This window comes from Achromobacter sp. RW408, assembly GCF_003184165.1.
Classification (GTDB): Bacteria; Pseudomonadota; Gammaproteobacteria; order Burkholderiales; family Burkholderiaceae_B; genus Achromobacter; species Achromobacter xylosoxidans.
Genome location: NZ_QHHO01000012.1, coordinates 26,402 through 49,539, shown reverse-complemented (window position 1 = coordinate 49,539; position 23,138 = coordinate 26,402). Strand labels below are relative to the sequence as shown.

24 protein-coding genes are annotated in these 23,138 nt (G+C 66.6%); 14 read left to right on the top strand and 10 right to left on the bottom strand.

Annotated elements, in window-relative coordinates:
• Positions 1-315: 315 nt before the first annotated feature.
• The 3 genes from DK459_RS02110 to DK459_RS02100 form a co-directional block, all read right to left on the bottom strand.
• A complete protein-coding gene (locus DK459_RS02110) occupies positions 316-744 on the bottom strand; it encodes an organic hydroperoxide resistance protein (RefSeq protein ID WP_006389838.1) in 429 nt (142 codons plus the stop codon).
• Between the two features lie 154 nt (positions 745-898).
• Positions 899-1,360 carry a MarR family winged helix-turn-helix transcriptional regulator gene (locus DK459_RS02105; protein ID WP_020925958.1) on the bottom strand — a complete coding sequence of 154 codons (462 nt, stop codon included), beginning with the start codon at positions 1,358-1,360 and terminating at the stop codon, positions 899-901.
• A gap of 79 nt (positions 1,361-1,439) precedes the next feature.
• Complete coding sequence (locus DK459_RS02100; RefSeq protein WP_054499572.1) at positions 1,440-2,147, bottom strand: Crp/Fnr family transcriptional regulator; 708 nt, start codon at positions 2,145-2,147, stop codon at positions 1,440-1,442.
• Positions 2,148-2,316: 169 nt separating this feature from the next.
• On the opposite strand from DK459_RS02100, the gene DK459_RS02095 reads away from it, so the two are divergent.
• The 7 genes from DK459_RS02095 to DK459_RS02065 all read left to right on the top strand — a co-directional run bounded on the left by DK459_RS02095 (position 2,317) and on the right by DK459_RS02065 (position 11,042).
• On the top strand, positions 2,317-4,293 hold the full coding sequence (locus DK459_RS02095; RefSeq protein ID WP_054440814.1) for a long-chain fatty acid--CoA ligase: 1,977 nt from the start codon (positions 2,317-2,319) through the stop codon (positions 4,291-4,293).
• Positions 4,294-4,298: 5 nt separating this feature from the next.
• On the top strand, positions 4,299-5,195 hold the full coding sequence (locus DK459_RS02090) for an ABC transporter ATP-binding protein (RefSeq protein WP_020925956.1): 897 nt from the start codon (positions 4,299-4,301) through the stop codon (positions 5,193-5,195).
• A 10-nt stretch (positions 5,196-5,205) separates the two neighbouring features.
• Positions 5,206-6,135, top strand: coding sequence for a branched-chain amino acid ABC transporter permease (locus DK459_RS02085; RefSeq protein ID WP_054440922.1), 930 nt, complete (start codon positions 5,206-5,208; stop codon positions 6,133-6,135).
• Between the two features lie 24 nt (positions 6,136-6,159).
• Complete coding sequence (locus DK459_RS02080) at positions 6,160-7,224, top strand: branched-chain amino acid ABC transporter permease (protein WP_006389832.1); 1,065 nt, start codon at positions 6,160-6,162, stop codon at positions 7,222-7,224.
• Between the two features lie 225 nt (positions 7,225-7,449).
• Positions 7,450-8,790 carry an ABC transporter substrate-binding protein gene (locus DK459_RS02075; RefSeq protein WP_006389831.1) on the top strand — a complete coding sequence of 447 codons (1,341 nt, stop codon included), beginning with the start codon at positions 7,450-7,452 and terminating at the stop codon, positions 8,788-8,790.
• A 58-nt stretch (positions 8,791-8,848) separates the two neighbouring features.
• Complete coding sequence (locus DK459_RS02070; protein WP_024070679.1) at positions 8,849-9,691, top strand: ABC transporter ATP-binding protein; 843 nt, start codon at positions 8,849-8,851, stop codon at positions 9,689-9,691.
• A gap of 82 nt (positions 9,692-9,773) precedes the next feature.
• Positions 9,774-11,042: a phenylacetate--CoA ligase family protein gene (locus tag DK459_RS02065; protein WP_024070680.1), complete on the top strand. Its 1,269-nt coding sequence runs from the start codon at positions 9,774-9,776 to the stop codon at positions 11,040-11,042.
• A gap of 82 nt (positions 11,043-11,124) precedes the next feature.
• Here the strand turns inward: DK459_RS02065 and DK459_RS02060 are convergent, their stop codons facing one another.
• The 4 genes from DK459_RS02060 to DK459_RS02045 are packed head-to-tail and all read right to left on the bottom strand — an operon-like array spanning position 11,125 to position 13,579.
• Positions 11,125-12,363 carry an FAD/NAD(P)-binding oxidoreductase gene (locus tag DK459_RS02060; protein WP_006389828.1) on the bottom strand — a complete coding sequence of 413 codons (1,239 nt, stop codon included), beginning with the start codon at positions 12,361-12,363 and terminating at the stop codon, positions 11,125-11,127.
• A gap of 13 nt (positions 12,364-12,376) precedes the next feature.
• Entirely contained in the window at positions 12,377-12,814 is a 438-nt protein-coding gene (locus DK459_RS02055; protein ID WP_024070681.1) for a YeeE/YedE family protein, read from the bottom strand.
• Position 12,815: 1 nt separating this feature from the next.
• Complete coding sequence (locus DK459_RS02050; protein WP_020925950.1) at positions 12,816-13,244, bottom strand: YeeE/YedE family protein; 429 nt, start codon at positions 13,242-13,244, stop codon at positions 12,816-12,818.
• On the bottom strand, positions 13,241-13,579 hold the full coding sequence (locus tag DK459_RS02045) for a helix-turn-helix transcriptional regulator (RefSeq protein ID WP_024070682.1): 339 nt from the start codon (positions 13,577-13,579) through the stop codon (positions 13,241-13,243). Before DK459_RS02045 ends, DK459_RS02050 begins: the two co-directional genes overlap by 4 nt.
• A gap of 121 nt (positions 13,580-13,700) precedes the next feature.
• Between DK459_RS02045 and DK459_RS02040 the strand changes: the two genes are divergently transcribed.
• The 6 genes from DK459_RS02040 (at position 13,701) to DK459_RS02015 (ending at position 18,895) form a co-directional block, all read left to right on the top strand.
• Complete coding sequence (locus DK459_RS02040; RefSeq protein ID WP_006389824.1) at positions 13,701-14,564, top strand: MBL fold metallo-hydrolase; 864 nt, start codon at positions 13,701-13,703, stop codon at positions 14,562-14,564.
• A gap of 100 nt (positions 14,565-14,664) precedes the next feature.
• Positions 14,665-16,131, top strand: coding sequence for a polyphosphate:AMP phosphotransferase (gene pap, locus DK459_RS02035; protein ID WP_024070683.1), 1,467 nt, complete (start codon positions 14,665-14,667; stop codon positions 16,129-16,131).
• A 20-nt stretch (positions 16,132-16,151) separates the two neighbouring features.
• Complete coding sequence (locus DK459_RS02030) at positions 16,152-16,601, top strand: GNAT family N-acetyltransferase (RefSeq protein WP_024070684.1); 450 nt, start codon at positions 16,152-16,154, stop codon at positions 16,599-16,601.
• Complete coding sequence (locus DK459_RS02025) at positions 16,598-17,062, top strand: HIT family protein (RefSeq protein ID WP_024070685.1); 465 nt, start codon at positions 16,598-16,600, stop codon at positions 17,060-17,062. Before DK459_RS02030 ends, DK459_RS02025 begins: the two co-directional genes overlap by 4 nt.
• 158 nt (positions 17,063-17,220) lie before the next feature.
• Positions 17,221-18,465 carry a Na+/H+ antiporter NhaA gene (nhaA, locus tag DK459_RS02020; RefSeq protein WP_024070686.1) on the top strand — a complete coding sequence of 415 codons (1,245 nt, stop codon included), beginning with the start codon at positions 17,221-17,223 and terminating at the stop codon, positions 18,463-18,465.
• Positions 18,466-18,493: 28 nt separating this feature from the next.
• Positions 18,494-18,895 (top strand): DUF488 domain-containing protein, encoded by a 402-nt coding sequence (locus DK459_RS02015; protein WP_024070687.1) that lies wholly within the window; start codon positions 18,494-18,496, stop codon positions 18,893-18,895.
• Between the two features lie 66 nt (positions 18,896-18,961).
• Here the strand turns inward: DK459_RS02015 and DK459_RS02010 are convergent, their stop codons facing one another.
• From DK459_RS02010 to DK459_RS02000, 3 genes are all read right to left on the bottom strand, one after another.
• Positions 18,962-19,810 carry a lysozyme inhibitor LprI family protein gene (locus DK459_RS02010; protein ID WP_110134427.1) on the bottom strand — a complete coding sequence of 283 codons (849 nt, stop codon included), beginning with the start codon at positions 19,808-19,810 and terminating at the stop codon, positions 18,962-18,964.
• 30 nt (positions 19,811-19,840) lie between these two features.
• Complete coding sequence (locus tag DK459_RS02005; protein WP_227740131.1) at positions 19,841-21,046, bottom strand: hypothetical protein; 1,206 nt, start codon at positions 21,044-21,046, stop codon at positions 19,841-19,843.
• A 172-nt stretch (positions 21,047-21,218) separates the two neighbouring features.
• On the bottom strand, positions 21,219-21,905 hold the full coding sequence (locus DK459_RS02000; protein WP_070541565.1) for an N-acetylmuramoyl-L-alanine amidase: 687 nt from the start codon (positions 21,903-21,905) through the stop codon (positions 21,219-21,221).
• Between the two features lie 383 nt (positions 21,906-22,288).
• Here DK459_RS02000 and DK459_RS01995 point away from each other — a divergent pair, with 383 nt between their 5' ends.
• On the top strand, positions 22,289-23,074 hold the full coding sequence (locus DK459_RS01995; protein WP_020925942.1) for a 3-hydroxybutyrate dehydrogenase: 786 nt from the start codon (positions 22,289-22,291) through the stop codon (positions 23,072-23,074).
• Positions 23,075-23,138: the final 64 nt, after the last annotated feature.

Below are 23,138 nucleotides of genomic sequence, written 5' to 3'. Positions count from 1 at the left end.
CCCCGCCCGCCACCGCCCGCCGCCCCGCCGTGCTCGCGATTGCTTTGGTTCCGGCGTTGCTGGGGTGAGCCGTGTGCTTGGCGTTCTTTTGCCGTGGGTGTTCTCGCTGAAGATCTTGCAGGGCCCGCCCAAAGGCGGCCGCGCGGGCGGCCTTTTTGGGCTTACGCGACTTGGTGTGTTGGCGGATGACGCTGCGCGCTGGGAGGAAGCGGCTTGGCGGGTCGCCTGCTCTTGGAGTGGGGCGGATGAAAAAAGGCAGGATTGCGCTTGGTGCAATCCTGCCTTTGCTTTTGGCGCGCGCAACGCGCGCTTTGCTTAGACGTTGATGGTCAGGGTGACGTCGATGTTGCCGCGGGTGGCGTTCGAGTAGGGGCAGACGATGTGGGCGGCGGCGACGAGCTTTTCGGCTTCGGCGCGGTCCATGCCGGGCAGCGAGATCTTCAGCTCGGCTTCGATGCCGAAACCGGTGGGGATGGGGCCGATGCCGACCGAGCCGTCGATGGTGGCGTTGGCGGGCATGGCGATCTTGTCGCGGCCGGCGACGAACTTCATGGCGCCCATGAAGCAGGCCGAATAGCCGACGGCGAACAGTTGCTCGGGATTGGTGCCCGCGGCGCCGGCGCCGCCCAGTTCCTTCGGGGTGGTCAGCTTGACGTTCAGGTTGCCGTCGCTGGAGACGCCGGTGCCTTCACGGCCGCCGGTAACGTGGGCGTGGGCGCGGTAGAGGACTTTTTCGATGGACATGGTGCTTTCCTTTTGGATGAAGGTGAGGGACTGCCGGGCTGGCGGGACCGTTCCCGCTTCGACCCTTACTGATTTGATAGCACACTATTACATCGTGCGCTATTTATACCCGGGAATGACAGCGATTGCCATCATCCTCCGCAAAGACTGCGAATCAAAGACTGCTGACCAACTTTTCCCGCAATTCGTGCAACGACTTCATGGTGCCCTGCGCCTCTTCCAGCGAACACTGGGCCGCTGCGGCGATGGCGTGGGGCACGGCTTCAGCCTGGTTGCGCAGGTCGCGGCCCTGCCGGGTCAGGGTGACGATGACCTGGCGTTCGTCATCCTGCGCGCGGGTCCGGGTAACCAGGCCCGCCGCTTCCAGCCGCTTGAGTAGCGGCGTCAGGGTGGCCGAGTCCAGGAACAGGCGTTCGCCGATGTCGGTGACCGTGATTTCGTCGCGTTCCCACAGCACCAGCATGACCAGGTACTGCGGGTACGTCAGATCCAGGCCGCGCAGCAGCTTGCGGTACACCTTGTTCATCGCCAGCGAGGTCGAGTACAGGGCGAAACACAGCTGGCTGTCTAGCAGCAGCGGGTTGAATGCGCTTTTGGGCTGGGATCTGGATTTCATTGCGCAATATTAAATAGCGCGCTATTTATCGTCAAGCACTTTTTCATCCGACTTTTGTAACCGCAGCGAATCACACGACTCAGGCGGCGTGTTGGCCTTCCAGCGCGCCGCGGTCGGAGCCGTACAGCTTCAGGCCATCCAGGTCCAGCACCCGCACGGCGCCATACTCGACGTTCAGCAGCCCGGCCTCTTCCAGCTTGCGCAGCGCCTGGTTGGCGCGCTGGCGCGAGACCCGCGCCAGGTAGCCGACCTCTTCCTGCGTGATGGTCAGGCGCATGCCCATGCCCGGGTACAGCAGCGGATTGAACAGTTCGGCCAGGCAGCGCGCCACCCGGGCGTCCGGATCGAGCAGGCGGTCGTATTCGGCTTTGCCGATGAACTGGGCGACGCGCTCGTTCAGCTGGTGCAGCAGGTAGCGGTTGAAGGGGATGCTTGTGTCCAGCAGCCAGTCGAAGGTGGCGGCCGGCAGGCGGGCGACGACGGAATCGCGCAGCGCCACGATGTCGTACTTGCGGACTTCACGCTTGAGCAGCGAGCCTTCGCCAATCCAGCCGCCGGCGGGCACGCCGGTCAGCGACGCAACCTTGCCTTCGGCATTTCCCACCGACACCTTCACCAGGCCGGCCAGCACACCGATCCAAGCCTGGGCGAGTTCGCCTTTGCGCTCTATGATCGACCCGGCGGCAACCTGCTGCACGGACAGGTCTCGCTCGACGCGCGCTTGCTGCTCGGCGTCGAGTACGCGAAACCAGGCCGCGGCCAGTTGCAGGGAGTCGGATAGCTGCATCGGGAATACCCTAAAAGTTCCTTGAATGTCGCGATGGTGACAGTTGGTAGCAACCCAACCTTATACCTTAACTCCTGCCGTAAATCTAAAACCAACTGGTCAAGCGCAACCTCCCGCGCGCCGCATCTCGCGGCAGCGGGCGCGATGCGCCCAAACCGGAGGAGACAACGTGGCACATTCATCGCCCGCATCCGCACAGATGCCGGCGGCGCTGGACACCTTTCCAGCGCTGCTGTTCGCGCATGCCGACGTACGCGGGTCGCGGCCCGCCATACGTGAGAAAGACCTGGGTATCTGGCAAACCCTTACCTGGTCGCAAGTGGCGGAGCACGTGCGCCAGGTCGCCCACGGACTCGCGTCGCTGGGCATCCAGCCCGGCATGCACGTGGCCGTGATCGGCGAGAACCGCCCGCGCCTGTACATGGCCATGATGGCCGCGCAATCGCTCGGCGCCATCCCCGTGCCGCTCTACCAGGATGCCGTGGCCCAGGAAATGGTCTACGTGCTGCAGGACGCCGAGATCAGCGTCGCGGTGGTCGAGGACCAGGAACAGGTCGACAAGATGCTGGAAGTGCGCGAGCAATGCCCCGCGCTCAAGCATGTGGTCTATGACGATCCGCGCGGCCTGCGCCACTACTCCGATGCGATGCTGCTGTCCTATGACCGGCTCGAGGAGATCGGCCGCGAGTACGCCGCGCAGCATCCCGACTTCTTCGCCCGCGCGGTGGCCGCGGTGCAGCCGCAAGACGCGGCGGCGATGTTCTATACCTCCGGCACCACCGGCAAGCCCAAGGGGGTGGTGCTGACGCACCATGCGCTGATCGACCGCGCCCGCGCCGTGTCCGAGATGGAGAACCTGACCGACCGAGAGGACGTGCTGGCCTACCTGCCGCCGGCCTGGATCGGGCAGAACATGTTCTCGTACACGCAGCTGCTGGTCACGGGCTTCACCGTGAACCATCCGGAGTCGCCCGATACCGTGTCGATCGACATGCGCGACATCGGCCCCACCTACTACTTCGCGCCGCCGCGCGTGCTGGAAGGCCTGCTGACCCATGTGATGATCCGCATGGAGGACGCCGGCTACCTCAAGCGCAAGCTGTTCCATGCCTGCATGAAGCTGGCGCGCCGCGTCGGCACCCGCATCCTGGACGGCGAATCCGTCAACGCCTGGGACCGCCTGCGCTACGCGCTGGGCAATGTGCTGATCTACGGTCCGCTGCGCAATGCGCTGGGCATGAGCCGCGTGCGAGTGGCCTACACCGCCGGCGAGGCGATTGGCCCCGACCTGTTCGTGTTCTACCGCTCCATCGGCATCAACCTCAAGCAGCTGTACGGTTCCACCGAAACCTCGGTGTTCGTCTGCGTGCAGCCGGACGGCCAGGTGCGCGACGACACCGTCGGCCCGCCGGTGGCCGGCGTGGAGATCCGCGTGGCCGACAACGGCGAGATCCTGGTCAAGAGCCCCGGCCTGTTCAAGGAGTACTACCGCAACCCGGACGCCACGCAGGAAGCGCGCAGCGCCGACGGCTGGTTCCACACGGGCGACGCGGGCTACCTGGACACCGACGGCCAGCTCAAGATCATCGACCGCGCCAAGGACGTCGGCAAGCTGGCCGACGGCAGCCTGTTCGCGCCCAAGTACCTGGAGAACAAGCTCAAGTTCTTCCCGCACATCAAGGAGGCGGTGGCGTTCGGCGCCGGCCGCCAGGACGTGTGCGCCTTCATCAACATCGACCTGGAAGCCGTGGGCAACTGGGCCGAGCGCCGCGGCCTGCCCTACGCCGGCTATACCGACCTGGCGGGCAAGGACGAGGTCTACCAGCTCATCGCCGATTGCGTCGAACAGGTCAATGCCGACCTGGCCACCGATCCGAAGCTGTCGGCCTCGCAGATCAGCCGCTTCCTGATCCTGCACAAGGAACTGGATCCGGATGACGACGAACTGACGCGCACCCGCAAAGTGCGGCGCGCCTTCATCGCGCAGAAGTATGGCGTGCTGATCGACGCCCTGTTCGAAGGCAAGCAGTCCCAGTACATCGAAACCGAAGTGAAGTTCGAGGACGGCCGCAGCGGCAAGATCGCCGCCGACCTGAAGATCCGCCCGGTCAAGACGTTCCCCGCCATCACCGCCCGAGCCGCGTAGAGACCATGAGCAACAACGACCGCGACCAGCGCATCGGCGACGTGATGCTGGACATGCAGAACATCTCGCTGTCCTTCGGCGGCGTCAAGGCGCTGACGGACATTTCCTTCAACGTGCGCGAGCACGAGATCCGCGCCATCATCGGCCCCAACGGCGCGGGCAAGAGTTCGATGCTGAACGTCATCAACGGCGTCTACACGCCGCAGCAGGGCGGCATCGAGTTTCGCGGCGAGCGCTTCTCGCGCATGAATCCGCGCCGCGCCGCCGAAATGGGCATCGCCCGCACTTTCCAGAACCTGGCCCTGTTCAAGGGCATGAGCGTGCTGGACAACATCATGACCGGCCGCAACCTGCGCATGAAATGCGGGCTGCTGGCGCAGGCCTTCCGCCTGGGCGCGGCCGAGCGCGAAGAGATCGAGCACCGCCAGTTCGTCGAGAACATCATCGACTTCCTCGAAATCCAGGCCTACCGCAAGACCCCGGTGGGACGCCTGCCCTACGGCCTGCAAAAGCGCGTCGACCTGGGCCGCGCGCTGGCCATGGAGCCGCGCCTGCTGCTGCTGGACGAGCCGATGGCCGGCATGAACATCGAGGAGAAGCAGGACATGAGCCGCTTCATTCTCGATGTGAACGACGAATTCGGCACCACCATCGTGCTGATCGAGCACGACATGGGCGTGGTCATGGACATCTCCGACCGCGTGGTGGTGCTGGACTACGGCAAGAAGATCGGCGACGGCAAGCCCGATGAGGTGCGCGCCAACGAAGACGTCATCCGAGCGTACCTTGGCGTCGGCGGCGAAGCCGCCGTCACCAAGGACGCCGAAGCGCAGGCAACAGCCCCCGCCCCTAACCCTCCCCCCGAGGGGGAGGGAGAAAACTCACTGGCTGCACGGACTTAAGGGGCGAATGATGGGATTTTTTCTGGAAACCTTGTTCGGCGGCCTGATGAGCGGCATGCTGTACGCCCTGATCGGCCTGGGCTTCGTGCTGATCTTCAAGGCGTCGGGCGTGTTCAACTTCGCCCAGGGCGCCATGGTGCTGGTGGCGGCGTTGTCGATGGCGCGCTTCTCGGAGTGGCTACCGCGCTGGTTCGGCTTCGAAAACATGCTCCTGGCCAACGTGCTGGCGTTCATCGTCAGCGCCATCGTGATGTTCCTGCTGGCGGTGGCGATCGAGCGTTTCGTGCTGCGCCACCTGGTCAACCAGGAAGCCACCACGCTGCTCATGGCCACGCTGGGCATCAGTTATTTCCTTGACGGCCTGGGCCAGATCGCGTTCGGCAGCTCGGTCTATTCCATCAATGTCGGCATGCCGAAAGACCCGTTGATGATCCTGGACTCGGTGTTCGAAGGCGGCCTGCTCATCAACCTCGAAGACCTGACCGCCGCCGTCATCGCCGCACTGCTGGTGGCGGCGCTGGCGCTGTTCTTCCAGTTCACCTCCACCGGCCGCGCCCTGCGCGCGGTGGCGGACGACCACCAGGCGGCGCAGTCCATCGGCATTCCGCTGAACCGCATCTGGGTCATCGTCTGGAGCGTCGCCGGCCTGGTGGCGCTGGTGGCCGGCATCATCTGGGGCTCCAAGTTCGGCGTGCAGTTCACGCTCTCGACCGCGGCGCTGCGGGCGCTGCCGGTGGTGATCCTGGGCGGCCTGACCTCGGTGCCGGGCGCCATTCTCGGCGGCCTGATCATCGGCGTGGGCGAAAAGCTGTCCGAGGTCTACCTGGGGTCGCTGGTGGGCGGCGGCATCGAAATCTGGTTCGCCTATGTGCTGGCGCTGGTGTTCCTGCTGTTCCGTCCGCAAGGGCTGTTCGGCGAGAAGATCATCGACCGCGTCTGACCGCAGGCACTCTGGGATAAAAACATGTTCTATCGCGAAAACGGCCAATTCAAGACCAGCTATCGCGCCGACCAGCAGATCTTCCCGATCCGCCAGGACCGCGTCTTCATCTGGCTGCTGCTGGCGGTGGCGTTCATCGCCATCCCGGCGCTGTCCAGCGACTACCTGCTGCGCGCCATCCTGATTCCGTTCCTGATCCTGTCGCTGGCCGCCGTCGGCCTGAACATCCTGGTGGGCTACTGCGGCCAGATCTCGCTGGGCACGGGCGCCTTCATGGCGGTGGGCGCGTATGCCGCCTGGAACTTCGGCGTGCGCTTCCCGGGCATGCCGCTGATCGTCCAGATCCTGCTGGGCGGGTGCTTTGCCACCATCGTCGGCGTCATCTTCGGCATTCCCAGCCTGCGCATCCGCGGCCTGTACCTGGCCGTGGCCACGCTGGCGGCGCAGTTCTTCGTCGACTGGGCGTTCCTGCGCATTCCGTTCTTCACCAACTACTCTTCGTCGGGCAACGTCTCGGTGCCGCCGCTGACCGCCTTCGGGCTGCCGGTGCAGAGCGCACTGGAAAAGTACCTGTTCGTGCTGATCCTGGTGGTGGTCTTCAGCCTGCTGGCCAAGAACCTGGTGCGCGGCGCCATCGGCCGCCAGTGGATGGCGATCCGCGACATGGACGTGGCCGCCTCGGTCATCGGCATCCGCCCGATGTACGCCAAGCTCACCGCGTTCGCGGTCAGCTCGTTCATCGTCGGCGTGGCCGGCGCGCTGTGGGGCTACATCCACCTGGGTTCGTGGGAGCCGCTGGCCTTCGACCTGACGCGATCGTTCCAGCTGCTGTTCATGGTCATCATCGGCGGCCTGGGCTCCATCATCGGCAGCTTCTTCGGCGCGGCCTTCATCGTGCTGGTGCCGGTGGCGCTGACCAACGTGCCGCACATGCTGGGCCTGTCGCTGTCGGTGGACACCGCCGCGCACGTCGAACACATGGTGTTCGGCGCGCTGATCGTGTTCTTCCTGATCGCCGAGCCGCACGGGCTGGCGCGGTTGTGGAGCATCGGCAAGGAGAAACTTCGCATCTGGCCGTTCCCCCACTAATGATGGGCCCACCCCCGAAGCGCCTGCGGCGCTTCCCCCTCAAGGGGGCGCCGCAGGGGACCGGCAAAGCCGGATCCGCCGCGGCCCGGATGGTGCGGCTCCCGTTGTGATCATCGTCGGTAGTAGCGGTATGCGCGCCACGACCGACGTCCTGAATACCCGGCTCCAGACCGGGCCAACCCCGGTGTCCGAGGGTTTATGACCCAAACACCACGCAGGAGGTAAATGGAGATGAAGCGTCTTAACCTGAAGTTGGCGGCAGCCTTGGTGGCCGCAGCCGGCGCCATCGGCGCCGTGGCCACGCCGGCAATGGCGGCGGAAGAGCAGTTCGTTCCGTTGCTGGTGTACCGGACCGGGTCGTTCGCGCCGCTGGGCATTCCCTGGGCCGACGGCAAGCTGGACTACCTGAAGCTGGTCAATGAGCGCGACGGCGGCGTCAACGGCGTCAAGATCACCTACGAGGAATGCGAAACCGCCTACGCCACCGACCGCGGCGTGGAGTGCTACGAGCGCCTGAAGGGCAAGGGCACCGGCGCATCGGGCTTCGACACGCAATCGACCGGCATCACCTTCGCGGTCAGCGACAAGGCCATGGTCGACAAGGTGCCGGTCGAGACGATGGGCTACGGCCTGTCGCAATCGGTCGACGGCAGCGTGTTCGAGTGGAACTTCCCGCTGCTGGGCACCTACTGGACCGCCGCCGACGTGATGATCCAGGACATTGCCAAGAAAGAAGGCGGCATGGATAAGCTCAAGGGCAAGAAGATCGCCCTGGTCTACCACGACTCGCCCTACGGCAAGGAACCGATCCCGCTGCTGCAGAAGCGCGCCGCCAAGGAAGGCTTCGAACTGCTGCTGTATCCGGTGACCGCCCCCGGCGTGGAACAGAAGTCCACCTGGCTGCAGATCCGCCAGGCGCGTCCGGCCTACGTGCTGCTGTGGAGCGCCGGCATCATGACGCCCACCGCCATCCGCGAAGCCCAGGCCAGCGGCTACCCGCGCGACAAGATGTACGCGATCTGGTGGGCCGGCTCCGAAGGCGACGTCAAGGACCTGGGCGATGTCGCCAAGGGCTACAACGCCATCACCATCCACAACAGCGGCGCCGACCACGACAAGGTCTATGACGATCTGAAGAAGTACGTCTACGACAAGGGCCAGGGTTCGGACAAGACGGGCAAGACCACGCTCGGCACCATCGCCCACACCCGCGGCATGATGATCTCGATGCTGCAGGTCGAGGCGATCCGCACCGCGCAGGAGAAGTTCGGCAAGGGCAAGGCGCTCACGCCCGACCAGGTGCGCTGGGGCTTCGAGAACCTGAACCTGACGCAGGAACGCCTGAACCAGCTCGGCTTCGGCCAGATCATGCGTCCGGTCAAGACCTCTTGCAGCAACCACAAGGGTGACGACTGGGCCCGCATCGTGCAGTGGGACGGCGCCAAGTTCAAGGTCGTCTCGGACTGGTACCAGGCCGACAAGGCCCTGCTGGACCCGATGGTGAAGGAAGCCGCGGCGAAGTACGCCAAGGAAAAGAACATCACGCCCCGCACTTGCGAGAACTGATGTGAACCGGCGGCCGGCGCCCCAGGGCGTCGGCCGCCACCAAGCCGCAGGAACCGCCATGACCGCAGCAACCACTACCGCTACTACCGCCGACACCCCCAAGGTGCTGCTCGATGTGAACGGCATCGAGGTGATCTACAACCACGTCATCCTGGTGCTCAAGGGCGTGTCCCTGCAGGTGCCGGAAGGCAAGATCGTGGCCCTGCTGGGCGCCAACGGCGCCGGCAAGACCACCACGTTGCGCGCCATCTCGAACCTGCTCAAGGGCGAGCGCGGCGACGTCACCAAGGGCCACATCCAGTACCGCGACCAGCGCATCGAAAAGCTGTCGCCGGCCGAACTGGTCAAGCGCGGCGTGGTTCAGGTGATGGAGGGCCGCCATTGCTTCGCCCACCTCACCATCGAAGAGAACCTGCTGACGGGCGCCTACACCCGCGACCTCGGCCGCGGCGACACCAGCGCGGCGCTGGACCGCGTCTACCAGTATTTCCCGCGCCTGAAGCAGCGCCGATCCAGCCAGGCCGGCTACACCTCGGGCGGCGAACAACAGATGACCGCCATCGGCCGCGCGTTGATGGCCAACCCCAACATGATCCTGCTGGACGAGCCGTCCATGGGACTGGCGCCGCAGATCGTCGAGGAGATCTTCGAGATCGTGCGCGACCTGAACCAGCGCGAGCGCGTCAGCTTCCTGCTGGCCGAACAGAACACCAACATCGCGCTGCGCTACGCCGACTACGGCTACATCCTGGAGAACGGCCGCGTGATGATGGACGGCGCGGCGCAGGACCTGGCCCAGAACGAGGACGTGAAAGAGTTCTACCTGGGCATTTCCAGCGGCGAGCGCAAGAGTTTCCGCGACAACAAGTTCTACCGCCGCCGCAAACGCTGGCTGGCCTGATCCCTGGAGCGGCGACGCCGGCGCGGTCCGGCTCGCCGCCGGCAACGACACCGCAGTACGGCACACGAGAGGGTGCTATCCCATGTCCGAGTTTTTCGATGTCCTGGAAACCCGAGCGCCCGAGCAACGCGAGCGCGACCTGATGGCGGCCCTGCCCGGCGCCATCGCCCGCGCCATCGCCCGCGCGCCGGCCATTGCCGAGCAGCTGCGCGGCATCGACCCCGCCACGGTCACCTCGCGCGCCGCGCTGGCGCGCCTGCCGGTGCTGCGCAAGCACGAGCTGCTGGAACGCCAGCAGCACTGCCGCGAACAGGCCGCGCAACCGGCCGGACCGCAAAAGGCCTTCGGCGGCTTCTCGGCCATCGGCTGGGGCGAAGCCATGCGCGTGTTCGCCTCGCCCGGCCCGATCTACGAACCCGAAAGCGCCCGCGCCGACTACTGGCGCTTTGCCCGCGCGCTGTACGCCGCGGGCTTTCGCGCCGGCGAGCTGGCCTACAACTGCTTCTCCTACCACTTCACGCCGGCCGGCTCGATGATGGAAACCGCCGCCCATGCCGTCGGCTGCACCGTGTTTCCTGGCGGCACGGGCCAGACCGAACAGCAGGTGCGCGCCATCCAGGACCTGGCGCCCAGCGGCTACACCGGCACCCCCAGCTTCCTGAAGATCATCCTGGAAAAGGCCGACGAGCTCGGCGTGAAACTGGATTCGCTGCGCCGCGCCCTGGTGTCCGGCGAAGCCTTCCCGCCGTCGCTGCGCGACTGGCTGGCCGCGCGCGGCATCGAGGGCTACCAGGCCTACGGCAGCGCCGACCTGGGCATGATCGCTTTCGAGACGCCGGCGCGCCAGGGCCTGGTGCTGGGCGAGGACATCATCGTCGAGATCGTGCGCCCCGGCACCGGCGAACCGGTGCCCGATGGCGAAGTGGGCGAAGTCGTGGTCACCACGCTGAACCCCGACTACCCGCTGGTGCGCTTCGGCACCGGCGACCTGTCGGCGGTGATGCCGGGCATCTCGCCCTGCGGCCGCACCAACACCCGCATCAAGGGCTGGATGGGACGCGCCGACCAGACGACGAAGGTGCGCGGCATGTTCGTGCATCCCTCGCAGGTGGCCGACGTGGTGCGCCGCCATCCGGAAATCCTGCGGGCACGCCTGGTGATCAGCGGCACCACCGGTTCGGACAAGATGGTGCTGCGCGTGGAATCACGCGTGCGCGGCGAAGACCTGGGCGCCCGCATCGCCGAATCGGTGCGCGACGTGACCAAGCTGCGCAGCGACGTCGAATGGGCCGAGGCCGGCTCCCTGCCAAACGACGGCAAGGTCATCGACGACATCCGCACCTACGAATAACAAGGATAAGAAGAAGAAAGGCGCGCGCCCGGGACCGGCAAAGCCCGGGCGCGGCACCGCCTCTTTCGATGCCGCGGCGGATTCAATTGCCCAGCGGGCGGGCCAGCCACTCGCGGCCCTTGAGCATGCCGTTCCAGTAGATCCACGGCAGCATCGTCGCCTTCAGGAACCAGGCGCTCTTGCGCGGCACGGTCGGGTCCAGCGGGAACGTGGGCAGCAGCTTGCCGCCATAGCCGAACTCGGCCAGCACGATGCGGCCGCGCTCGACCGTCAGCGGGCACGAGCCGTAGCCGTCGTACGTGACCGGCAGCGCATGCCCTTCGCGCACCGCCAGCAGGTTCTCGGCCACCGTGACGATCTGCTTGCGCGCCGCCGCCGCGGTCTTGGCGTTGGTGGTGCTGATGCCATCGCCCAGCCCGAAGATATTGTCGTAGCGCACATGGCGCAGCGTGGCCGGGTCGACCTCGCACCAGCCCGCCGCATCCGCCAGCGCGCTGTGGCGCAGAAATTCGTGCGGCACCTGCGGCGGCACCGCGTGCAGCATGTCGAATGACTTCTCGACACGGGTCACCGCCCCCTCGGCGTCCTTGACGTCGAACCAGGCCTTGCGCGCCGGGCCGTCCACCGCCACCAGCGCCGAATTGAACGCCAGCGAAATGCCGTAGCTTTCCACATAGCGCATCAGCGGCGGCACGAAGGTCGGCACGCCGAACAGCACCGCGCCGGCCAGGTCGAATTCGACATCGATGCGATCCAGCACGCCGCTGCGGCGCCAGTGGTCGCACGCCAGGTACATCGCCTTCTGCGGCGCGCCGGCGCACTTGATCGGCATGGCCGGCTGCGTGAACAGCGCCTTGCCGCCTTTCAGGCCGCGCACCAGTTCCCAGGTGTAGGGCGCCAGGTCGAAGCGGTAGTTGGAACTGACGCCATTGCGGCCCAGCGTTTCCGACAGGCCCTCGACCTTGTCCCAGGCCAGGCGCAGGCCCGGACACACGATCAATTGCTGATAGCTGACGGCGCTTCCATCCGCCAGCCGGACCTGATTGGCCTCGGGTTCGAAACCGGCCGCCGCGGCCTGCAGCCAGGTAGCGCGGCCCGGCATCACCGCCCTTGTCGGCCGCACGGTCTTGGCCACATCGAACGCGCCACCGCCGACCAGCGTCCAGGCCGGCTGATAGTAGTGCTTGTCGCTGGGCTCGATGACCGCGATGCGCAGGTCCGGGCGCCGCCGCAGCAGGCTGGCGGTCACGCCGATGCCCGCTGAACCGCCCCCGACCACCACCACATCGAAATCGCGCTGCGCCTGTGCTGCCGTCTGCATGCTTGTCTCCCTGCTATCGACCGGTCCGGGGTGGCCGGTTCGTCATGTATTGAATTGCCGAGTACAGCGCCATGCCGGCCACCATGGCCGCCACGAAGATCAGGGCCTCCGGCACGCCGGCCGCCGCCGCCACCAGCGCCGGGCCGGGGCAGAAACCCGCCAGCCCCCAGCCCGCGCCGAACGCCAGGCTGCCGAACGCCAGCCGCGGATCGATACGCGTGGCCGTGGGCCAATGCAGCGGCTCGCCGGACAGGCTGGCACGACGACGGCGCAACCAGGCAAAGCCCGCTGCCGTCACGGCCAGCGCACCGCCCATCACCAACGCCAGCGAAGGGTCCCAGCTTCCCGCCAGGTCCAGGAAGCCCAACACCTTGGCGGGATTGGCCATGCCGGAAACGAGCAATCCCAGCCCGAACACCAATCCCGAGAGAAACGCGAACAAGGCCACCATGTCAGCCTCCCATCAGGTGCCGCGCGACATACACGGTGGCAAACCCCGCCGCCATGAAGAGCGCCGTCGCCGCCAGGGAACGGCGCGAGCCGCGCGCCAGCCCGCAGACGCCGTGGCCGCTGGTGCACCCCGACGCGTAACGCGTGCCGATGCCGACCAACAGGCCAGCCGCGATCAGCCGCGCATTGCCCGCCTCCACCACGATCGGCGGCAGCGCGCTGCCCAACCGATACAGCCAGGGCGACAGGCACAGGCCCAGCAGGAACGCCAGGCGCCAGCCGGCATTTCGATCAGGCGGCAACAGCCCGCCGAGGATGCCGCTGATGCCTGCGATGCGGCCCGCGCCCAGCATCATGAGAACGGCGGCCACGCCAATGACCACGCCGCCGGCAAGCGCGCTTGCGGGAGTAAAGGCGGACAGGTCGATCATGACGTGAGCGCCGCCATGGTCCGACCGCAATACAGGCTCGACAGCGTCTTCATGACCTGGTTGACCTCGAAGCTGGCCAGTTGGTAATACACGTACTTGCCCTGGCGCCGCGTGCTCACCAGGCCTTCGTCGCGCAGCACGCCCAACTGCTGCGACAGCGTCGGCTGGCGGATGCCGGTCAGGGATTCCAGTTCACCGACGTTGCGCTCGCCCTGCACCAGTTGGCACAGCAGCAGCAGCCGGTCTTCGTTGGCCAGCGCCTTGAGCAGCGCGCAGGCCTGGGAGGCGGATTCGCGCAGCGCGGCGACTTCGCAATCGTTCAGGGCAGTCAGCATTTGATGGGGATCAATCGGCGGGAAAGAGTTTGATCATTATATTGACGGATAAACTATCCAACAATATTATTGAAAAATATATATTGTTCTGCGCCCCTCCTTTGCTCCCGGCCCCCCTCTCATGAACCCGCATATCCAGGCCTTCTTCGACCCGGTCACCGCCACCGTCACCTACGTGGTCCACGAGCCCGTGGCGGGCGGCGCCTGTGCCATCATCGATTCGGTGCTGGACTACGACCCCAAGTCCGGCCGCACCACCACCGCCAGCGCCGACCGCGTCATCGCCTATGTGCGCGAACACGGACTGCGCACCGAATGGCTGCTGGAAACCCACGCCCATGCCGACCACCTGTCGGCCGCCCCCTATCTGCAGCGCGAGCTGGGCGGCGTCATCGCCATCGGCCAGAGCATCCGCACCGTGCAGGGCGTATTCAAGAAGATCTTCAACCTCGAACCCCAATTCCAACTCGACGGTTCGCAATTCGGCCGCCTGTTCGCCGATGGCGAAACCTTCAGGATCGGCGCCCTCACCGCCAGCGCCATGCACGTACCCGGCCACACGCCGGCCGACATGGCCTACCGCATCGGCGACGCCGTCTTCGTCGGCGACACGCTGTTCATGCCGGACGTCGGCACCGCGCGCTGCGACTTCCCCGGCGGCGATGCCCATCAGTTGTACCGTTCCATCCGGCGCCTGCTGGACCTGCCCGGCGACACCCGCCTATACATGTGCCATGACTATCCGCCCGCCGGGCGCGAGGCCGCCTGGCAGACCACGGTGGCCGAGCAGCGCCGCGCCAACATCCACGTGCGCGACGGCATCGGCGAAGACGACTTCGTCGCCATGCGCACCCGGCGCGACGCCACCCTGTCCATGCCGACCCTGATCCTGCCCGCCATCCAGGTCAATATCCGCGCGGGCCATTTCCCGCCGGCCGAGGACAACGGCGTGCGCTACCTCAAGATCCCCGTCGACGCGCTCTAGCCGACGTCCGCGGCGGCACGGCCGGGCGCGCACTTGCGCGCCGCCGGGATATCCCGCAAGATCGGCCGGTCACAAGATTGCCGATCCGACGGAACCTCCCATGTTCGCCGAAGCCGAAGCCGACCCCGTCCTGTCCAAGGAAGCCTTCAAGCCGCTGGAGGCCAAGCTGCGCGTCGCGCTGCTCAATGCGCAGTACCAGCGCCTGCAGAAGGCCGAGAAATCCCTGCTGGTGGTGGTGGCCGGCATCGATGGCGCCGGCAAGGGCGCCACGGTCAACCTGCTCAACGAGTGGATGGACCCGCGCCACATCAGGACGCTGGCCTATGGTCCGCCGGAAGGCGATGAACTGGAACGCCCGCCGATGTGGCGCTACTGGAAAGACCTGCCGCCCAAGGGCAGCACGGGCATCGTCTTCGGTTCCTGGTACACGCCGCTGATCCGCGAAGCCGCGCGCAAGAAACCCAACCAGGACAACATCGAGGCGCAATCTGTCGCCATCCGGCGCTTCGAGGCCATGCTGGCGGCCGAGGGCGTGCAAATACTCAAGCTCTGGTTCCACCTGTCGTCCGACGCCCAGCGGGCGCGCGCCAGGCGCCTGCTGGCCAGTCCCGAAACCTCGTGGCAGGTCAGCCCGGTCGATCTCAAGGTGTACAAGAAGTACGACCGCATCCGCAACAGCGGCCAGGTCGTCATCAACCACACCGACAGCGGCCATGCGCCGTGGGTGGTGATTCCCAGCGCCGACGAGAACATGCGCGCCGCGCGCACCGCCGAGGCGGTCCTGGCCGCCATGCGCCAGCAGACCGTGCCGCGCATTCCGCCAACGTTCGTGGCCCATACCGGCCCGGCCCGCATTCTCGACCGGCTCAGCCAGCTGGACTATGACGCCAAGCTCGACCGTGAAGACTACGAGTCCGAGCTTGGCCTGCTGCAAGGCCGGCTGGCGCGCGCGGCGCGCTCGAAGAAGTTCCAGGAACGCTCGCTGGTATTGGTGTTCGAGGGCCAGGACGCGGCCGGCAAGGGCGGCGCCATCCGCCGCATCACCCATGCGCTGGACGCGCGCCAGTTCGACATCACGCCGGTGGCCGCGCCCAACAGCTACGAGCTGTCGCGCCCCTACCTGTGGCGCTTCTGGCGCCACGTGCCGCGGCGCGGCCGCATCGCCATCTTCGACCGCTCCTGGTATGGCCGGGTGCTGGTCGAACGGGTCGAGAAGATCACCCCGCCGGCGCACTGGCGCCGCGCCTACGCCGAAATCAACGACTTCGAGGCGCAACTGGCGGGCAGCGGCGCGCTGGTGCTGAAGTTCTGGCTGGCGATCACCGCCGACGTGCAGCTCGAACGCTTCAAGGACCGCGAGAAATCGCCGTTCAAGAACTTCAAGATCACCCCCGACGACTGGCGCAACCGCGACAAGTGGAAGGAATACGCGGCAGCCACCAACGAGATGCTGGCCCGCACCGACGTCAAGCATGCCCCGTGGCATCTGGTGTCGGCCAACGACAAGCGCTACGCTCGCCTGCAGGTGCTGCGGCACATCGTCGAAACCCTGGAAAACCAACTCTGACCCCAAGGAGGCCACGCGCCATGAGCTCCGCCGAAATCCGCCCCGTCGTCGCCGCCGATTTTGACGTCTGGCTGCCCCTGTGGAAGGGTTACCAGGACTTCTACCGCGTCGACATCGCCGACGCCGTCACCCGCAACACCTGGGCCCGCTTCCTCGACCCGGCCGAACCGGTGCACGCCGCCCTGGCCTATGACAGCGGCAAGGCCGTCGGCATGGTGCACTGGATTTTCCACCGCTCCACCTGGACCGCGGGCGACTACTGCTATCTGCAGGACCTGTACGTGGAACCGGACACCCGCGGCACCGGCGCCGGTCGCAAGCTCATCGAACACGTCTATGCGCAGGCCACCGCCGCCAACTGCGCCCGCGTGTACTGGCTGACCCACGAGACCAACGCCACCGCCATGCAGCTGTACGACCGCATTGCCGACCGCTCCGGCTTCGTCCAATACCGCAAGGTGCTGCCGTGAGCGCGCGCGATCCGGACTGTCCGCTGTGCCAGACCGATGGCGGCACACTGCTGTGGCGGGGACCGCACCTGCGCCTGATCGAAGTCGATGATCCCGACTACCCAGGCTTCACCCGCGTGGTCTGGAATGCGCACCTGGCGGAAATGACCAGCCTGTCGACCCATGGCCGCGATCTGCTGATGCGCGCCGTGTACGTGGTGGAGGAAACGCAGCAAGCGATCCTGGCGCCCGACAAAATCAACCTGGCATCGCTCGGCAACATGGTGCCGCACCTGCACTGGCACGTCATTCCGCGCTGGCGTGGCGACCGCCACTTTCCGGATCCGATCTGGGCGGCCCCGCGTATCGCGGCCGGCGCCGAGCCGGCCGGATGGGCCGAACGCCAGGCCCGCGTCCAGGCGCTGCTGCCGCGTTACCGCAATCGGCTGGTCGAAGCCATGAACGCGCTGCTGTGGCATTGAGACGGGCGGCCGCGGTGCAGAACGGTCAGGCCGGCGACGATCGAATCCATCCAAATCCTATGTAAATCAAGGCCTTCTCCGTCAGAGAATAAGCACAATTCAGGTAATATTCAACTTTCCCAGCGTTACGCTGCACCGCAGCAATCAAGGAGCGAATATTGACCCTGCAGGCCCCGCCCCCGTCCCGGCCCGTTTCTTTCCTGCAGGCGTTCCTCCGCTCCGAAGCCCTTGGCGGCTATGTCCTGATGCTGGCCGCCGTGGTCGCCCTGGTCATCGCCAATAGTCCGCTCGCCCCTTACTATTTCGAAGCGCTCGGGGCCAAGCTGGGCTTCCAGGCCGGCCCGGTGATACTCAAGGAATCGGTGCTGCACTGGATCAACGACGGCCTGATGGCGGTGTTCTTCCTGCTGGTCGGGCTGGAGATCAAGCGCGAAGTGCTGGACGGCCAGTTGCGCGGGGCGGCCCGCATCGTGCTGCCGGGCATCGCCGCCCTGGGCGGCATGGCGATGCCCGCCCTCATCTACGTCCTGATCAACCTGGGCAGCCCCGACACGCTGCGCGGCTGGGCCATCCCAGCCGCCACCGACATCGCCTTCGCCCTCGGCATCCTGGCCCTGCTCGGCAGCCGCGTGCCGACCTCCCTGAAGGTGTTCCTCACAGCGCTGGCGATCCTGGACGACCTGGGCGCCATCGTCATCATCGCGCTGTTCTACACGTCCGAGCTGAACCTGTTCGCGCTGGCCATGGCCGGCGCGTTGCTGGCCTGCCTGGTCTGCCTGAACCGGGCGGGCGTGCTGCGCCTGGCGCCCTATCTGCTGATCGGCGTGGTGCTCTGGTATTTCGTGCTGAAGTCCGGCGTGCACGCCACGCTGGCCGGCGTCGCGTTGGCCCTGACCATCCCGCTGCGCCCGCAGAACCAGGGCCACGCGGGCGCGCATTCGCCGCTGCACGCGCTGGAACACGCGCTGCACAAGCCCGTGGCCCTGCTGATCGTGCCGCTGTTCGGCTTCGCCAATGCCGGCGTGTCATTCGCGGGCATGGGGCTGTCCAGCCTGGCGCAACCCGTGCCGCTGGGCGTGGCGCTGGGCCTGTTCCTGGGCAAGCAGCTGGGCGTGTTCGGTTTCGCCTGGCTGGCCATCCGGTCCGGCATCGCCAGCCTGCCGCGCCATGCCAGTTTCACGCAGCTGTATGGCGTGGCCCTGCTGTGCGGCATCGGCTTCACGATGAGCCTGTTCATCGGCGCGCTGGCGTTCACCGATCCGGCCGCGGTCGATGCCACCAAGATCGGCGTGCTGACCGGTTCACTGGCCTCGGCGGTGGTGGGCTTCCTGCTGCTGCGCGCCAGCGGCGCCACGGAAAGCGAGGCCAAGGCCACGGCCTGGCTCGGTACGCCGCGGGAGTAGACTGGTGGCATCCCCGACAGGAGCCGCCATGAAGCCGTCCGCCATCTCCGTGCAGCGCGTCTATGAAGGCATCGGTCCCGACGGGCACTACCGGGCCCTGGTGGACCGCATGTGGCCCCGCGGCCTGCGCCGCGCCGACCTGGCGCTGGACGAATGGGCCAAGGACCTCGCTCCCAGCAGCGAACTGCGCAAGTGGTTTTGCCACGTCGACGAACGCTGGGACAACTTCCGCGAGAAGTACCTGGCCGAACTGGCCGAACCCGAGCAGCAGGCCCGCATGGACGCCCTGCTGCAGGCCGCCGGCGAGCGCCCGGTGACCCTGCTGTATGGCGCCCGCGATACCGAGCACAACCAGGCGGTGGTATTGCGCGACGCGCTGCAAGAATACGCCCGGCATCACCGCAAGCGCCTGGCGCGGGCCCCGGGCTAGGCCCATCGACATGCCAATGCTGCCCGCAAGGGGCGCGTCGACCCGCCGACGCGCTTCGCGTGCAGCCTAGCCGCCCGCCTTCGTCGGGTTGGACAACGGGAAGCCGCTGTCGGTCAGGCAGGCCTTGATCCAGGCATGGTCGTCGCTGTCGTCGACCTCGCCATCGAGTTGGGGCAAGGGCTTGGACGAATACGTCGGCGCCTTCACCTTGGGGCCGGTATTCCAGCGCGCGTCGTCGTCAATGCTGCCCGGGCAACTCGCGTCGTTGCCGTTGTACGAGCAGGACGCGATCGGCATTGGCTTGTTGTCGACCACCTTGGCCACATAGCGCTGTACGTACACCGAGCCGGTAGCCCAATACTCTTCCGTGCTGCAGACGCGATCATTGTTCTGGTAATGCCGGGTCGAAAAGCAGGCGTAGTACTTGTAGTCGGGCGGCAAGACATCGCATGACGTCTCATAGCCCGAGTAAGGGCCGCCCGTGAACTGCTTGCGGAACTCGCGCTGGCTCAACGCCACGCGGATCAACCTGGGAAGACTGTCGCCTTTCCCGCGCTCCTTGAACTCGCTGGCGCGGGAGCGGATCAGGTCGGCCGCGACGGCGCCCGGTGTCTTCTCATCGGGCAGCGACCCGGGGTCGGACACCAACCCCTCCAGGCGCATGTTGCGGGCCTCGATCCAGCGGCGCTGGCTGTCCACCAGCATCGCGCGGATCTGCGCATCCGGCGCCTGCTTGAGCAAGGCGGCGTAGGCCCGGTTCAACTCGGCGTCGGCGGCCACCGCGCCGCGGTCCGAGCAGATCAGCTTCTCGGCGGGCGTGCCGGCCTTGTGGCAATCGATCGCCCACGCCGGCGTCGACAGGGCGCCCAGCCCGGCCAGGCACAGCAGCCGCGCCGCGCGATTCGTGAAACCCATGGTGCTTCTCCCTGGCGCCTGGCCGCTGGTTCAGCGGCTGACGACCTCGCTGTCTTCCATGACGATGCGGTAGCGGTTGCGCAGGTCAAGGACGTAAGTGAAATTGGAGGTGCCGGTCGCGGTCTTGCCGCGCTCCGGACTCGACACCTTGAAATCGTAGAGGCCCTTGACCATGCACATCTGGTCCTGGCACTTGGCTTTCAGCGAATTCTGGTCGACCACGAAGCGCCGCACCGGCCAACGGGCGAAGTAGGCCGTCTTGTCCGCCAGGATCTCCGACTTCGGGCGCGACTTCTTGAAGTAGTCGACCGTATCCGCGTAGAACTCGCGCGTGAAATTCATCGCCTCTTCATTGGTCCCGCTGCCCGCCTGGATCATCAGCGTCGCGGCGTTGATCGCGCGCTGCTCGTCCGAGAGCGGCGCCGGCGCGGGAGGATTCTTGGTCATGTACGGATTGGTCACCGGCGGCGGGCCGGATGGCGCCGGCGCGGCATTGGGCGCGGCCGGCTTGCGCGGCGGCAGCCGGGTATCGTCGTCCGGCGCCTGGGCCTGCGGCGCGGTCGCGGTGGCGGGTCCGGCCGTCGGCGCCGTGCGCGGGGCGCCGCCCTGCTGCGGTTCGCTGGAAGCCGTCTTCACATTGCCCGTGCGGTTGATGCCGTACTTGGCGATTTCCTGCGGCGAAAAGAAATACATGTCCTTGGACGGCGTGCTGAACATGATGCCCAGCACGTCCGCCGACACCCCGTACTTGGGCAGGGTGGTGACGATATCCGACACGCCGAACTGGGCCTGCTCGCCCGTCATTTCGGGCGCGGTGATCTGGTGCACGCCAAGACGGCCTTCGGCCAGCCGCTGGCGACCCGCGAAGAACACGAACGCGCATGCCGAGGCACAGTAGCTGTCCTTGGGGATGTAGGTATTGAGCCCGCGCTCGTAGACCTCCTCGGCCACCACCAGCCCGATGTGCACCAGGCCGCCGCCATTGTTCTGCAGGATCAGGGTGGAGATGGTCGGATGCTCGCGCAGCGCCTTCTTCATGTGCAGCAGGTCGTTGGCGCTGACCGCGCCGACGTAGATCAGCAGGTTCGGCTCGCTGGGCAGGTAGAAGAACGGGCCATAGCGCTCGGGCTCTTCCTTTTGCTGCGCGGGCGCCTGGGCCTGGGCGGGCGACATGGAAACACCCATCAGGGTGAGCGCCAGGCTCATGCCCAGCGCCGTCAGTTTTCTTTTCAGCATTCTCAGTCCTTGTCCTCGCAACGCATGCCACGGGCCGGATCGCCTCCGGGGTCGTTTTCGCTTCGCGCCGCCACATCCGCGAGATGGCGCGGCCCCCTCGAAACCGGGATTTTATCCATCTCGTCGGACATCGCCATTTTTCCGGCCCGTTGCCCCGCCCCCGCGCGCCAGGCTAGCGCGCCTGGCAAGCCTGCACGCCATCGGCAATCGCGCGAGCCAGCCGCTGGATGGTCTCGGGCTTGGCCAGCCGGGCTTCCTCATCCGGGTTCACGATCACCCCAGCCTCCACCAGCACCGCCGGCATCGTGGCGGTCTTGAGCACCGCCAGCCCATCGTAGCGATGCACACCCAGGCGCGGGTCCAGCAACGGCCGGTTTTCACCGGCGATGGGTTCGGCGTGATACAGCGACGGCTTCTCGCCCGCCGCCAGCAGCGCTTCGCCGATCGCCTTGGCGCAGCGCAGGCTGTCCTCATAACGGGGATTGAGCCGCGACACGAAAATAGAAAACCCCGCGAATTCGCGCTGGCGGCCGGCGTCGATGTAGTGCTGCTGCATCGAGTCGTGGTGGATCGAGAGGAAGAAATCCGCCCCCGGCGCGATCCGGGTACGGCGACCCAGCGGCACCTCGGCGCCGTCGGCCGACACCCGCGTCACGCGATCACCCGATGCCTGCAGGTCGGCCGCCACCGCGCCGCTCAGGTCCAGGTTGTACAGGTACTCCACCCGCCCGCTGGCGCCTGTCGCGCCCGGCTGCCGGGGCGTATGACCGGTGTCGACCACGACATGGGCGGCCTGCGCCAAGCCCGCCGCCAACCCCAGCACGGACGCCGCGATGCGGCGCGCCCATCTGCCCGCCATTTTCCCGCCCACTCGACCATCCATGACTGCTGGCACGTTTGTCTTCGCCCTGTAAAGAACCCGGGTAGCCACCCCTGTGGCGGCACCGACTGCCGCGGATTCTCGCGCAGCCGGCCGCGGCCGGCAATGGCAGCTTGCAGCGCTGCGGGGCGGATTCGTAACAACCCACGCATTGCCCGTCGCCTGTCGTCCACGATTGCCTCTCACCCGCGAATCGCCGCATGAACATCGGCGCAATGCCCGCGCGGAAGCAAATGACATGGATGGTTACCGGCGCGTGGCGTTCAGGCCGCTCTCATTTTGGCGCGCTACCATCAAAGCCATGCCCCTCGCATCCGCGGGCGCATCCCGGCTCGCGGCATCCTTACCCGGAGGTCCCCAGCATGAGCAATCTGAACGGAAAAGTCGCCGTCGTCACCGGCGCCGCCAGCGGCATCGGCAAGGAAATCGCGCTGACCCTGTCGCGCGCCGGCGCCGCGGTCGCCATTGCCGACTTGAACCAGGCCGGCGCCGACGCCGTCGCCCGCGAAATCGAACAGGCCGGCGGCAAGGCCATGGGCGTTGCCATGGACGTCACCAACGAAGACGCCGTCAACCAGGGCATCGACCGCGTCGCCGCCGCCTATGGCAGCATCGACATCCTGATCTCGAACGCCGGCATCCAGATCGTCAACCCCATCGAGAACTTCGCCTTCGCCGACTGGAAGAAAATGCAGGCCATCCACGTCGACGGCGCCTTCCTCACCACCAAGGCCGCGCTCAAGCACATGTACAAGGACGATCGCGGCGGCGTGGTCATCTACATGGGCTCGGTGCATTCGCACGAAGCCTCGCCGCTCAAGTCCGCCTACGTCGCCGCCAAGCACGCGCTGCTGGGCCTGGCGCGGGTACTGGCCAAGGAAGGCGCCAAGCACAACGTGCGCTCGCACGTCATCTGCCCCGGCTTCGTGCGCACGCCCCTGGTCGAAAAGCAGATTCCCGAGCAAGCCAAGGAACTGGGCATCAGCGAAGAAGACGTGGTCAAGAAGGTGATGCTGGGCGATACCGTCGACGGCGTCTTCACCACCGTCGAAGACGTGGCGCAGACGGCGCTGTTCCTGTCGACCTTCCCCAGCGCGGCGTTCACGGGACAGTCGTTCGTGGTGAGCCATGGGTGGTACATGCAGTAAGTCTTGATATCCTTGGGTCGCGGTCACGGCGCGCTTGCTTCCCGCGCTTGCTTCCTTTACGCGC